This is a genomic window from Bacteroides sp. M10, assembly GCF_014334015.1.
GTDB lineage: Bacteria > Bacteroidota > Bacteroidia > Bacteroidales > Bacteroidaceae > Bacteroides > Bacteroides intestinigallinarum.
The window spans coordinates 5483465-5497602 of the sequence record NZ_CP060488.1; the positions used below are offsets into that span (position 1 = coordinate 5483465).

Annotated in this window: 10 protein-coding genes; all 10 read right to left on the minus strand. The window is 42.4% G+C overall.

Annotated elements, in window-relative coordinates; translation table 11 throughout:
• Positions 1-44: 44 nt before the first annotated feature.
• Positions 45-611 carry a UpxY family transcription antiterminator gene (locus H8796_RS20305; RefSeq protein ID WP_187343866.1) on the minus strand — a complete coding sequence of 189 codons (567 nt, stop codon included), beginning with the start codon at positions 609-611 and terminating at the stop codon, positions 45-47.
• Between the two features lie 351 nt (positions 612-962).
• Positions 963-1910, minus strand: coding sequence for a site-specific integrase (locus tag H8796_RS20310; protein ID WP_004309289.1), 948 nt, complete (start codon positions 1908-1910; stop codon positions 963-965).
• A gap of 144 nt (positions 1911-2054) precedes the next feature.
• A complete protein-coding gene (locus H8796_RS20315; RefSeq protein ID WP_117935719.1) occupies positions 2055-3152 on the minus strand; it encodes a metallophosphoesterase in 1098 nt (365 codons plus the stop codon).
• A 17-nt stretch (positions 3153-3169) separates the two neighbouring features.
• Entirely contained in the window at positions 3170-4177 is a 1008-nt protein-coding gene (locus H8796_RS20320; protein ID WP_233530420.1) for a lamin tail domain-containing protein, read from the minus strand.
• Between the two features lie 35 nt (positions 4178-4212).
• Positions 4213-4614 carry a porin gene (locus H8796_RS25505; RefSeq protein ID WP_333493697.1) on the minus strand — a complete coding sequence of 134 codons (402 nt, stop codon included), beginning with the start codon at positions 4612-4614 and terminating at the stop codon, positions 4213-4215.
• A gap of 68 nt (positions 4615-4682) precedes the next feature.
• Complete coding sequence (locus tag H8796_RS25510; protein ID WP_255421823.1) at positions 4683-5582, minus strand: OprO/OprP family phosphate-selective porin; 900 nt, start codon at positions 5580-5582, stop codon at positions 4683-4685.
• Positions 5583-5753: 171 nt separating this feature from the next.
• The gene (carB, locus tag H8796_RS20330) at positions 5754-8981 is read right to left on the minus strand and encodes a carbamoyl-phosphate synthase (glutamine-hydrolyzing) large subunit (RefSeq protein WP_117935723.1); all 3228 of its coding nucleotides are present in this window, start codon (positions 8979-8981) and stop codon (positions 5754-5756) included.
• 2 nt (positions 8982-8983) lie between these two features.
• Positions 8984-10129: a glutamine-hydrolyzing carbamoyl-phosphate synthase small subunit gene (gene carA, locus H8796_RS20335; protein ID WP_117935725.1), complete on the minus strand. Its 1146-nt coding sequence runs from the start codon at positions 10127-10129 to the stop codon at positions 8984-8986.
• Positions 10130-10156: 27 nt separating this feature from the next.
• Complete coding sequence (locus tag H8796_RS20340; RefSeq protein WP_004300070.1) at positions 10157-12040, minus strand: amidophosphoribosyltransferase; 1884 nt, start codon at positions 12038-12040, stop codon at positions 10157-10159.
• Between the two features lie 28 nt (positions 12041-12068).
• Positions 12069-13913: a glutamine--fructose-6-phosphate transaminase (isomerizing) gene (gene glmS / locus H8796_RS20345; protein ID WP_117935727.1), complete on the minus strand. Its 1845-nt coding sequence runs from the start codon at positions 13911-13913 to the stop codon at positions 12069-12071.
• Between the last annotated feature and the right edge of the window lie 225 nt (positions 13914-14138).

Here is a 14138-nt window from a genome sequence, read left to right on the forward strand (position 1 = left end):
GTAAGTTGTTTTGAGATGGACACAAAGTAGCTTTTATTCTGTGTTTATTTAAACAGTTCCACATACCCTCTCGGCATATCCGCACAAGCACACCCCAGCATATTTAACCGGACAGCAATCTTGCTCCTGCCATCTACCGTGACAAGTTCTCCTACAAGACCAGTCAAAGGACCTTTGACAACACGTACTTTTTCACCACGTGCCAAAGGAGCGCTATTCATACAGATTGCCTCTTCGGAATAGTCGAGCATAAAACGGAAACGGGCCATTTGTTCATCAGGAATGATAGTCGGACTGCTCTCACCACGCATTACCATATACCGACTAACGGTAGAAAAGGAAAGAACCTCTTTGCGTTCTTTAGGATCAGCATGTACAAAAACCATCATGGGAAGCAACACGGATTCAACCACTTTACGGCGGTCGCTCCATTGATGTACTTCTTGCTGGACCGGTACAAAATTTTCAATCCCCATTTTGCCTAAACGTTCGGCTACCTTCTTCTCATGATGCATACGGACCAGAGCGACATACCAGCGTTTAGAGTGTGCTACGCCTTCCCCTGTCCCAATTTTAGGCCCAGCACTTAAAGTTTCTTTCGTTAGAATCATACTTTTTTACCCCTTAAGTTTCTGTTACTTCTTAGGTAACGGAAATTATAGAGTACTGGACACCTACCACAAAAAGAAGAAGAAATACGTACGAACAAGGGAGTTTAGATACATTTTGCCTGATATACAGAGATATTTGAAAAGTATAGGCAGTCGAATTCATAGAACATGAAATAGGAATGTTTCATGTCCCGATACATTTTTACTGTATATTTAAATAAAAAGAGAAAAAAAAGGAATTTTGCTTGTATGTTATTAACAATTTTGTCTATATTTGCACCGAATAATTTCCGTTACCTAAGAAGTAACAGCTGCGTATTTAGACTGGTTATCAAAGACTTAATATACTTTTCAAAGAATTCCCCTATAATTCCTAACGTAAGAATAATTCAACCGATTTACTTTGGTACGCTCATTCAATTCAAAACCTTTCAAGTAAATTTGTGTTGTCTTTATAGATTTATGCCCCAATGACTCGCTAATCATTTCGATAGGTACTCCCCTGTATTTAGCGGTAGTTGCCCAGGAATGGCGAAACGTATAAGAAGTTACGGATGAATGAATACGTAGCTTCTTGGCTAAACTCTTCAAATCATTATTAAAACGACGCAGAGTGGATTGATATTCTATATATGCCGCTTCGTCATCCCGTTTATTCTTTCCACTTAATATATAAAAAAGATAATCCGGATGCTCGGGGAGAACAGCGGAATGCGTATTACGAAGTCGGGAAACAATACATGAAGCCGATTCTAAGATTTCTATACTCATTGGAGTTCCCGTCTTGATACGGTTGTACTTCAATATATTCCCCTCCAAATTCGACTTTTCCAGATGAGCAAGATCAGCGAAAGGCATTCCGCAAAATAAAAATAACAAATTAGCGATGGCTTGCGTCCGGCGAAGTTTTTCGGACTGCGGATCTTTATAAAGCAGCGTGTGTAATTCATTTATAGGAATTGCTTTTTTCTGACGAGTATCTACTCCGGTAAAGACATCACGAAACAAGCGATGAATATAAGGAGCCTGATGAGTATCTACTCCCTTATTGTATATGCAACGTAACATTCGCATATAGGTGGAAATCGTGTTCAGCTTCAAGCGGCAGGACATCAGATAACTGCTATACCGCTTCAAGTTCTCACGAGTAATCAAACTGAATGACACACACTCTGTTCCACAAAATATGGTGAAAGAGCGAAGTGCATTCTCATAAACATGTGCTGTGGCATAACGCCCTTCCTGACGCAAACAATTTATATAATTATTTGCACATACGGTAAATCCGTCTTTTCTCATAATTTACTTTCTATATTAATTGATTAAAATAAGTTTGATATTACGAGAAATAGAACGAATTTACAACAAAGAAGGTGATTTACGGTCGTTTTCTTATAAAGTTTTTAGTAACCTATACGATTTAATACTAAATTTGGCTATTTATCAGAAAGTGATAGTGCAAGAACTTCCCCATTGGATACTGGTTTTGTTTTCCGTATTCCACAAACATTCACGAGCCGTCAACAAGCGTTGATCCACATCCATGGTAACTACAATAAAGGAAAGTAGACGTTCGTCAGAAGAAGAATACTCACCTTTCATAGGGGAGTCCACCCGGAAAACAGGTAAATCAATTGTTCCATTTACCCCATTCCAGGTATAAAATTCATTGTAATTCTTATCTCCATGAAAGTAAGCCTTAATCATAGAATGAGAATGGATAAACTGCTCCAGCTTTTCCCAATTCTTTGTGGCTTTCTTTTTGACATCAGTCACCAGACTGGTATCTGCCAACAAATTCTGAAACTTATCTACTGAATTGATCGTATGCTTACCGTTCGGATTCGTAAAATGCTTGGTATCGGCAATGGGAGGATCGTGGGTGAATAAAACAACAGGAGTAATCGTATCGGTTCCTATTTCCTGATCGAACCATTGACGCATATATGCATCAGGCCACATTCCCATAAAAACAAAACGTACCCCGTCCTTTACAAAGGAATAATGCACCTTATCCGTTTGATAATTAAAAGTCTCCGCCGTACGTTCCACCGCAGGGCGCATCATCCGGTTGAAAATACCGGCAGCACTGGATGCATCTTTTTCAGGAGATAAAACCTTGGGATAACCTATCGCATTAGAAATATCGTGATTACCCGGTACCAGATACAAAGGAGAACTTATCGATGAATCCCAATCACTGCAAAATTGACTCCATGATGTAGTAGCAGATTGAACTCCTTCTTCCATCCGATTGGCAATATCACCCGTACAAACAACAAAATCAGGAGAACCGAATTTTATTCCTGCACCCACCCCACTATCTTCCGGCAGCCGAGTTTCAGAAAGCAATTTGAAGGTTGCCAACATAGCACGACTTACCTCATCACTTCCCACTTCTTTTCCCCGAAATTCACGTTCAAGACCATAATGTACGTCTGAACAATATATAAAACGAAGAATTCTTCCTTCGTCTGCTCCGGCAGCGGTGCAGCTAAAAAGAAGAATTCCCGTAAATAATAAAAGGATTAGCTTTCTCATTCCTTACAATTATAATCTTACCATTCTATTTTTGTACTTAGTCCGGCAGTGGTGCTATTACTCTCACCTTGAGTGGCTTTCATCATATACCATTCAGCACCGTTATCCTTACGGGCATATGCCATTCCCTCTGTTTCTCCATTGTATTTAGGTGTTTCTCCCCAAACCTCTTCACCGGCATCCGTTAGATTCTTAAATACGTCTATGGCAGTTTCTTCCGGTGAAAGAAGCTCAATCTTCACAGATTTTTTAGCGGAGAGTCCACTTGTAAAGCCTGTAGAATAATCCGCTTGATCCGAAAGAAGCACTAAAAAACCATGAGACTGTATTTTAGTTCCTTCGGGAGCTATATAAACAATATCCCCATCATCTTTTTTAATCTTTACTCCGGTTATATCCAGTTCACGACCTGTACTATTATACAACTCAATATATTTGGGTTTATTACCATTCAACTCATTCAGCACCAATCCAGTATAATCAATACCGGAAGGTCCTTCAGGTTCCGTAACTTTATTAGCCGTTCCTTTAGTAGCTTTCAATACAACAGTCCATTCTCCCGTACCGTCAGGAATACGTGAATAACTTCCTCCCACTTCATGTTTACCTCCATCACCAAATTCCGCATCCTTATCAAATTTGTCTATATCTTTACCAGAGGGCATTTGCAAAGTGATAGAAACAGATTTAGTATTTGATATTCCTTGAGTAAAATCAACGCCTTTGACTTTCAGCAAATATGCTTTACCGGCAATGGTTGCACCTTCCCCAAACGTATAAATAACCTCCGAAACACCTTCTTCATCAGTTTTCACCAGTTTAACGCCATTGAGATTAATTGTTGTATTGGAAGTATTATAAATCTCAATCCAATCTTCTTCACTTGCATTCCCATCGTTTCCACAAATTTCATTCAATACCAATCCTGAATAATCAATATCAGTAGGAATTTCCGGTTCCGAGTCATCTTTACACCCAACTAAAGCCAAAGCACAAAGTGTGCTCATCAGCAAAAACTTTTTCATAATCATCTTTTTTTAGTTTATATCGTTATTCGCGTTTAAAAAGAAATCATTGTACGCAACTGAAATACATTAAAATCGATTCCTGAAGGCATTAGTTCACTTAAAGGTTTGCCTCCTTTGGTAATTTGTCCTTTAGAGTCGGCATATTTATCATTATTCATATAAATGTAATTCAGTCCAATCACCACATTACGTACAGGATACCAGTTTAGCGAAGCAGAATAGCTGGTTGCCTTACCTCCTGTAATATACGCAGCCGGATCATGGAAATCATTCATATTTATATTACTGATACGAGCCGCAACTTCCAAATTCCCCCCCTTACGACGCATTTTCATTGGACCAAATTCCGCCTCATCCGGGGAGTATTGACGGTTTTCTCCCAATATCATATAAGATGCCGTAGCATACCAACCATTAAATACTGCATTTTTCAAATCAGTCTTTTGATTATTAGCACCATAGGTATAGCGGGATATGTTGTTATAAATATATTCTCCATAAGTCAGCAACTTACGATAACGGAATCCAGTTCGAAGCCTGTAGTATAATAATGATTGACATTCGAAATCTCGGCTTGCACAAATCGGCGACGGTCTACCCTGCTCTCCGGGAAAGTCCGGAAAAGAACCGTTTTATCCTCCAGCCCTGAACCGGAAGGTGTCTGATAGTTAAAGTATCCGCCGACATGAATCGTCATATCTTCATTGTAAATAGGCGACACTGCTACACGGGTAGCCAGAGCATAACCGTCATTCCCTCTATTACGCTCTTTCTGAATGATATCCACTTCCCTACCAAATACTCCGGCGGAAGCCCACCAATGTTTTCCCCAACCAGTTCCGGCAAGTCCCAGACGGCGCCCGTCAGCAAAAGCTTCCACTGCCATCGGACGTTCCGAAGCCATCAGATATTTAGAACTTGTTGTGCGTTCCATACTCATCGGAACTTTAAAATTTCCCGCCTTTACAAAGAAATGATTATTAAATTTATAGCCCAGATACATATCTTTTATTTCCACTTCATTATAAGCGAAATCCAGATCCAGTTCTGCAAACCATTTTTTGTATAAAGTGGCTTTCACACCGAAACGTGCACGACGAAAACTCACCCCGTTACTAAAACGGAATTGATTGTCATCGTCCTCCAGATCCTTGTTCGTTTTGGATGTCAGATCATCCACATTCGATGTGGGCGAATAAACCGCTGCATCCAAATAAATTCGATTATCAAACCATAAATGAAAGTTTTCATTTTTAGAAGCAAAGTGAAGTTTTCCACTCTCAAAATAAGCCTTTACAGGTATCTTACCCGATTCATCTTCCCAACCGGAAGTCGTGTTTTGTCCCCATACTGAAGTAAATGCCAACAGACCGGCAACCAAAATCATGTTTCTTTTTCTCATATCGTATCTCTATCGTTTTGCAGGCGCAAAGTAAACGACATGGAAATACAAATGAATGACAGAGTTATTACATTTCTACAACAACAAAGGCCGCTCCCGAATAACAGGAACGGCCTTACCATTTTCATTTCAATGTGATGTCAGCCTCTTTTCAAAAAGATGACATTCTGCTTATTTATACTCTGCCCAGCTCTTGATAGCTATATCATCCACACTCATCGTACAGAAGGCATTGATAAATGCACTAGCCAGACGGGCATTCGTAATCAACGGTATATTCAAGTCAATGGCAGCACGACGGATTTTATACCCATTACTTAATTCTCCGGCTGTCAGATTCTTCGGGATATTGACTACCATGTCGATCTCCTTGCGATGAAGCATCTCCAATGCTTGCGGATGTCCCTCCTCACTCGGCCAATAGACATGAGTACTTTCAATTCCATTCTCTGCAAGCGTTTTGTGTGTACCACCCGTTGCAAAGAGTTTGTATCCCTTATTCACCAACATACGGGCCGCATCCATCATATCGGCTTTCTGTTTCATTGTTCCCGTAGACAGCAGGATATTCTTCTTCGGAATACGATAGCCCACGGAAAGCATCGCTTTGAGTACGGCACAGGAAGTATCCATTCCGATACAACCCACTTCACCGGTAGAAGCCATATCTACTCCCAACACCGGATCGGCCTTCTGCAAGCGGTTGAAGGAGAATTGGGAAGCCTTGATTCCCACATAATCCAGTTCGAAGAGATTCTTTTCCGGTTTCTCTACAGGCAGACCGAGCATTACTTTCGTTGCCAGCTCGATAAAGTTGATCTTCAACACTTTGCTGACAAACGGGAAAGAACGACTGGCACGCAGATTACATTCAATCACCTTGATATCGTTGTCTTTCGCCAGATACTGAATATTAAACGGACCGGAGATATTCAAAGCCTTAGCAATCTCACGGCTGATACGCTTAATACGGCGAACAGTTTCTACATACAGCTTTTGCGGTGGGAACTGAATTGTTGCATCGCCGGAATGTACTCCCGCAAATTCGATATGCTCACTTATAGCGTATGCTACAATTTCTCCATTCTGCGCCACCGCATCCATTTCCACTTCCTTGGCGTGTTCGATAAACTGGCTTACTACCACCGGATGTTTCTTCGATACATTAGCTGCCAGTTTCAAGAAACGTTCCAATTCTTCCTGGTTGGAACAAACATTCATCGCAGCTCCCGAAAGCACATAAGACGGACGAACAAGTACGGGGAAACCTACCTCTTTAACGAACTCCTGAATGTCATCCATAGAAGTCAATTCACGCCAACGGGGCTGATCCACACCGATACGGTCAAGCATGGCAGAGAATTTCTCACGATCTTCGGCATTGTCAATACTCTTGGCACTCGTACCTAGAATATTGATCTTCTGTGCATCCAGACGTAAAGCAAGGTTATTTGGAATCTGACCGCCGGTAGATACAATTACCCCATGCGGATTCTCCAGTTCCAGAATATCCATCACACGTTCAAAAGTCAATTCATCAAAGTACAAACGGTCGCACATATCGTAATCCGTAGATACGGTTTCAGGATTATAGTTAATCATGACACTGCGCCATCCCTCTTTGCGAATGGTATTCAAAGCCTGTACGCCACACCAGTCGAATTCTACGGAAGAACCGATACGATAAGCACCGGAACCCAATACGACGATGGATTTATGGTCGCCCAGATAACGCACATCATTTGCTACACCGCTATAAGTAAGATACAGATAATTGGTTTGTGCCGGGTATTCGGCTGCCAACGTATCGATCTGTTTCACTACCGGAAGAATGCCTGCCTCTTTACGGTGTTTGCGGATATAAAGAATTCCATCTTCCATATCACCTTCGTAACCGATGGCACGGGCAATCTGGAAATCGGAGAAACCTTGAACCTTAGCTTTACGAAGCAATTCGTTCGGCAAATCGGCAATCTGTTTGTGATTGTTTCCCCAACTATGCAGTTCTTCGGAAGTCTTCATGATATTCATTAACTTCTGCAAGAACCATTTATCAATCTTAGTCAATTCGTGCACCTGATCAATGGTGTAGCCAGCGCGAAACGCTTTCGAGATCACGAAAATACGTTTATCGGTCGGTTCGCGCAAGGCTTTGTCAATGTCGGAAATAACCAATTCTTTGTTCTCCACAAAACCATGCATTCCCTGTCCGATCATACGAAGACCTTTCTGGATAGCTTCTTCAAAAGTGCGTCCGATAGCCATCACTTCACCCACAGATTTCATAGAAGAACCCAACTCTTTATCTACACCGTGGAATTTACCTAAATCCCAACGAGGAATCTTACATACGACATAATCCAATGCCGGTTCGAAGAAAGCGGAAGTAGTCTTGGTTACAGAGTTCTTCAGGTCGAAGAGTCCATAACCCAATCCCAATTTGGCAGCAACGAAAGCCAGCGGATAACCGGTTGCCTTAGATGCCAAAGCCGATGAACGGGAAAGGCGGGCATTTACTTCGATCACCCGGTAATCTTCGGATTCGGGATCGAAGGCATATTGTACGTTACATTCACCCACGATACCGATATGGCGGATGATACGTATTGCCAATTCCCGAAGTTTATGATACTCTTTATTGGTAAGCGTCTGTGAAGGAGCAATAACGATAGACTCACCGGTATGGATACCCAACGGATCGAAGTTTTCCATATTACAAACGGTGATACAGTTATCGAAACGGTCACGTACCACTTCATATTCCACTTCCTTCCAGCCGCGAAGTGATTTCTCCACTAATACCTGTGGGGAGAAAGAGAATGCTTTTTCTACCAGCACATCCAGCTGTTGTTCATTATCACAGAAACCGGACCCCAAGCCTCCTAACGCATAAGCAGCACGAACAATTACAGGATAACCCAGTTCTTTTGCTGCGCGACGTGCATCTTCCACATTTTCTACGGCTTCACTCTTGATGGTTTTTACATTGATCTCATTCAATTTATGAACAAAAAGTTCACGGTCCTCGGTATCCATAATGGCCTGTACCGGAGTACCCAGCACTTTCACATTATATTTTTCAAGAATACCTTCTTTATACAATGCTACTCCACAGTTCAGAGCTGTCTGACCACCGAACGCCAGCATAATACCTTCCGGTTTTTCTTTCTGGATCACTTTCTCTACGAAATACGGAGTCACCGGAAGAAAGTAAATTTGATCTGCCACTCCTTCGGAAGTCTGTACCGTAGCAATATTCGGATTGATAAGAATGGTTTCAATCCCCTCTTCTTTCAAGGCTTTAAGTGCCTGTGAACCGGAATAGTCAAATTCACCAGCCTCACCGATTTTCAGGGCACCTGAACCCAATAGCAATACTTTCTTTATATTTTCTTTCATTGTTACAATAGTTTTACAAATTCGTCGAACAGGAATTCCGTATCCGTAGGTCCACTCGCAGCTTCCGGGTGGAATTGCGCAGAGAACCAAGGATTCTTTTTATGTTTGATTCCCTCATTGGATCCATCGTTCATATTGATGAACAACGGTTCCCAATCTGCACTCAACGTATTATTATCTACGGCATAACCGTGATTTTGTGAAGTGATGAAACAACGTTCTGTACCTACCATACGCACCGGCTGGTTGTGGCTACGATGTCCGTATTTCAATTTATAAATCTTGGCTCCGCCCGCTTTTGAAAGCAACTGATTACCCATACAGATGCCGAAGATAGGCAATTTTTCATTTGCCATCGCCTTACGTATATTCTGCACCGCAGCATCACAAGTATCCGGGTCACCCGGTCCGTTGGAGATAAATAACCCGTCAAATTCGAGTCCGTTATAATCATAATCCCAAGGTACACGAATCACTTCTACATTACGTTTCAGCAGACAACGAATAATATTTGTCTTTACACCGCAATCTACCAGGACAACCTTCTTAAATTGAGAATTGAAAGTTGAGAATTGAGAATTAAGCTGCGCATAGGAGCTATTTGCGGAGAAAGTTTGTGAAGTTCCGGCAGGAAGATAGCAAATAATCTCTTTGCAAGATACACGATCTACATAATTGACGCCTGCGTATGCTGCTTCAGGCACATTATCCGGTTCATCATCGAAAACGATTTTTCCCATCATTACTCCATGTTCACGAAGAACCTTAGTCAACTCGCGTGTATCAATGCCTGTGATACCGGGAATCTGCTCGCGTTTCAACCAGTTACCAAGACTTTCCACCGCATTCCAGTGGCTGTATTCATAAGAATAGTCACTTACGATAATCGCTTCCGCGTGGATTTTCTCACTTTCCATGAAAGTGGCAAGTCCATTAGGTTCGATGGTAAAAGGAGGAACACCGTAGTTACCTACCAAAGGATAGGTAAGCGTCATCAACTGTCCGGCATAGGAAGGGTCAGTGAGGCTCTCCGGATATCCGGTCATGGCAGTATTAAAAACTACTTCGCCTGCCACCGGTTTCTCGTAGCCAAACGACTTACCGGAAAACCGGCTCCCGTCGTCAAGGATTAATGTCACATTTCTCATTCTTATTATTGAATCGTTGTATGGTTGTTAGAATTGATACATTTGTTCTATATAGTCGATGAATGCCCGGTTCACCATTTTCACACCTCCCGGTGTAGGGTAGTTACCGCTAAAATACCAGTCGCCTTTATGATGCGGACAAGCCTCGTGCAATCCCTCCAACGGTTGATAGACAATTTCCACTTTCGCCTTTGTTCCCTTGGGAGTCAGCAGTTCCACCATCTTGGCAGAGATTTCCTCATCGGTGAACGGAGCATAGATATCCTTCACATAGTTTACCATCTGCTCTTTCGGCAGTCCCACCTGATCTTTCGATTTACGGTAGGCAGCCGCAATCACATCTTTCATATCCCGCTCCTTTAAAAGTTCGACAGCAGCCCTGAAAGCGATAAACTCGCTCATCTTTGCCATATCGATACCGTAATAGTCAGGATAACGGACTTGCGGAGAGGAAGATACTATCACAATCTTCTTCGGACCGAGACGGTCGAGAATACCGATAATACTTTGTTTCAGCGTAGTACCACGCACAATGCTGTCGTCAATAATCACCAGATTATCGACACCGGGCACCAGACTTCCGTATGTAATGTCATACACATGGGCTGCCAGATCATTACGACTGTTTCCTTCGGCAATAAACGTACGGAGCTTGATATCCTTGATCGCCACCTTTTCGCTACGGATACGACGGGAAAGAATGACTTCCAGTTCCTCCATATCCGGATGATGCCCCAATGCGGCGATTTGCTGCACTTTCTCCTCATTCAAGTAGTCGTCCAGTCCCTGCAACATTCCGTAGAAAGCCACCTCCGCAGTGTTGGGAATAAAAGAGAAAACCGTATGATCGATGTCATTATTGATAGCTTTCAATATTCTCGGAACCAACTTTTCACCCAACCGTTTCCTTTCCTTATAAATATCGACATCACTCCCACGGGAGAAATAGATACGTTCGAAAGAACAGGCATGATTTTCGCGCGGCTTGTTAATTTGCGAAGTACGGATTTTACCTTCTTTGCTGATTAACAATGCTTGCCCCGGTTGCAATTCTTTGATTTCCTCAAACGGAACATTCAAAGCCGTCTGGATCACCGGACGCTCGGAAGCAAGAACAGCTATCTCATCATCCTGATACCAGAATGCAGGCCGGATTCCCCATGGGTCGCGGATGGCGAAGGACTCGCCGCTTCCGGTCAATCCGCAGATCACGTATCCCCCATCCCATTCGCGGCTGGAAGTACGCAACACGTTTGCCAAATCAATATATTCTTCTATATAATGAGTAATTCCCATGCCCGTAAGCCCCTCGGCTTCGGCAAGATTGAATACACGCTCCACTTCACGGTCAAGACGGTGTCCCACCTGCTCCAACATGATATATGTATCGGCATATTTACGCGGATGCTGACCGATGGCAGTGATACGGGCAAATATCTCATCTACATTCGTCATATTGAAATTTCCGCAGAGAGCCAGATTCTTGGCGCGCCAGTTATTTCTTCTTAAAAATGGATGCACATAAGAGATTCCGGATTTTCCCGTCGTGGAATAACGAAGATGTCCCATATATACTTCACCGGCAAAAGGCAAAGTTCGTTTGGCATACGCTGCATCGTGCAACTGTTCGGGAGTGAGATCCTTAAAATTGTTTTGAACGTTTTCAAAGATTTCCGTAATGGCTCCGGAACCTAAAGCACGTTCACGAAACATATATTCTTCGCCCGGATTTGCTTCCAGTTTCACACACGCCAGTCCCGCACCTTCCTGTCCACGATTATGCTGCTTCTCCATCAACAGGTAGAGTTTATTAAGACCGTACATCCATGTCCCGTACTTTTTCTCGTAATACTCTAACGGTTTGAGCAAGCGTATCATGGCAACGCCACATTCATGTTTCAATTGTTCCATCTCTCTATATACTAGTTACTATTTAAAGTTACTCTACTGTTACCGACTTCGCCAGATTTCTCGGCTGATCCACATCCATCCCTTTGCATACCGCAATGTGGTAAGCAAGAAGTTGGAGAGGTACCGTAGTTATTAACGGATCAAGACATTCGATTGTTTCAGGAAGTTCGATACAACAGTCAGCAATCTTGCTGATAACGGTATCCCCTTTCGTCACAAACGCAATCACTTTTCCTTTCCGTGCCTTGATCTCCTGAATATTACTTAATACTTTCTCATACAATCCATTCTGCGTAGCAATCACCACTACCGGCATTTCCGCATCAATCAGAGCAATCGGTCCGTGTTTCATCTCCGCAGCCGGATAACCTTCGGCGTGAATATACGATATTTCTTTCAATTTCAATGCACCTTCCAGAGCAACGGGATAACTATATCCGCGTCCCAGGTAAATAAAATTATGCGCATAAGTGAAAGTTTTCGATAACTCCGCCAAAGTATCATTCAATTCCAACACCTCTTTCATCTTTTCCGGAATATGATTTAACTCCTGTACGATTGAAAGATAATGCTGTTCATCAATGGTTCCTTTCGCTTTGGCAAGTGTCAATGCCAACATCGCCAATACAGTGACCTGTCCGGTAAATGCTTTGGTAGAAGCCACTCCGATCTCCGGACCCACATGAATATATGAACCGGTATGAGTAGCACGGGGAATAGAAGAGCCGATCGCATTGCAAATACCATATATAAATGCTCCGCGGCTTTTCGCCAATTCCACAGCAGCCAATGTATCTGCCGTCTCACCACTCTGGGAAATTGCTATCACCACATCCTGCCCGTCAATCACCGGATCACGGTAGCGGAATTCGGAAGCATACTCCACTTCCACCGGTATGCGGCAGAAACTCTCAATCAGATGCTTACCGATCAGTCCGGCATGCCAGGAAGTTCCGCAAGCAACAATAATAAACCGTTTGGCATTCAGCAGCTTTTCCCGATGATCTATCACAGCAGAAAGTACCACATTATCAGCTTCCATATTAATACGTCCGCGCATACAATCATGAATACAATCGGGCTGTTCGAAAATCTCTTTCAACATAAAGTGCGGATATCCCCCTTTTTCCAACTGACCGAGGTTGAGTTCCACCTTCTTTATTTCAGGTATCATTTCGACATTGCTCAAGTTGACCACCTTCAACTCCTTCCCCAGATTCAAGACAGCAATTTCCCCGTCTTCCAGATAGACCACCTTGTCGGTATATTCTACAATCGGAGTAGCATCCGAAGCAAGAAAGAACTCATTCTCTCCAATTCCCACTACCAACGGACTGCTCTTACGGGCAGCAATAATCTCATCAGGATGCTCCTTATCAAGAATCGCAATCGCATAAGCACCAATCACCTCCCCTAACGCCAACTGAACAGCCGTCAACAGACTGACCTGATTAGTGACTTTCATGTATTCTATTAATTGAACGAGGACTTCGGTATCTGTACTACTTTTAAATATATAGCCTTTGGCTTGAAGTTTTTCTTTGAGAACGGCGTAGTTTTCAATAATACCGTTATGAATGAGAGCGAGCTTTTCGGAAGAAGAGTAATGAGGGTGGGCATTAGCGGAACAAGGTTCCCCGTGAGTAGCCCAACGGGTATGGGCAATTCCGATTGTACCGGAAATATCTTTCTGTGTGACGAAATTTTCAAGATCAGAGACTTTTCCTTTCGTCTTATACACATTTAACTGTTGGTCATCACTAATGATTGCTACCCCCGCGCTGTCATATCCACGATACTCCAGTCGCTTCAGCCCTTTGATAAGGATAGGGTAGGCTTTTCGTTTACCAATATAGCCTACTATTCCACACATATTATGATATTTTTATTTCGCCTGCAAATATACACATTACAAATAACATAAAGACAACAAAAAGCATATTTATTTGACAGAAACGCATAAAAAAGTTGCAAACACATCAAAAAGTTAAATAATATATTATTTTTAGCTCAAAAAGAAACAAATTACAATCAGCTTCAAATAAGGATAAATAAGCTAACAAATTAAAAGTAAATTTCCTGTTTTTAATAACAAATT

Excerpts from the sequence above, each read along its gene's own strand:
- H8796_RS20305 (WP_187343866.1), bottom strand. The coding sequence starts at position 611 with ATGATTCTAACGAAAGAAACTTTAAGTGCTGGGCCTAAAATTGGGACA.
- H8796_RS20310 (WP_004309289.1), bottom strand. The coding sequence starts at position 1,910 with ATGAGAAAAGACGGATTTACCGTATGTGCAAATAATTATATAAATTGT.
- H8796_RS20315 (WP_117935719.1), bottom strand. The coding sequence starts at position 3,152 with ATGAGAAAGCTAATCCTTTTATTATTTACGGGAATTCTTCTTTTTAGC.
- H8796_RS20320 (WP_233530420.1), bottom strand. The coding sequence starts at position 4,177 with ATGAAAAAGTTTTTGCTGATGAGCACACTTTGTGCTTTGGCTTTAGTT.
- H8796_RS25510 (WP_255421823.1), bottom strand. The coding sequence starts at position 5,582 with ATGAGAAAAAGAAACATGATTTTGGTTGCCGGTCTGTTGGCATTTACT.
- carB (WP_117935723.1), bottom strand. The coding sequence starts at position 8,981 with ATGAAAGAAAATATAAAGAAAGTATTGCTATTGGGTTCAGGTGCCCTG.
- carA (WP_117935725.1), bottom strand. The coding sequence starts at position 10,129 with ATGAGAAATGTGACATTAATCCTTGACGACGGGAGCCGGTTTTCCGGT.
- H8796_RS20340 (WP_004300070.1), bottom strand. The coding sequence starts at position 12,040 with ATGGAACAATTGAAACATGAATGTGGCGTTGCCATGATACGCTTGCTC.
- glmS (WP_117935727.1), bottom strand. The coding sequence starts at position 13,913 with ATGTGTGGAATAGTAGGCTATATTGGTAAACGAAAAGCCTACCCTATC.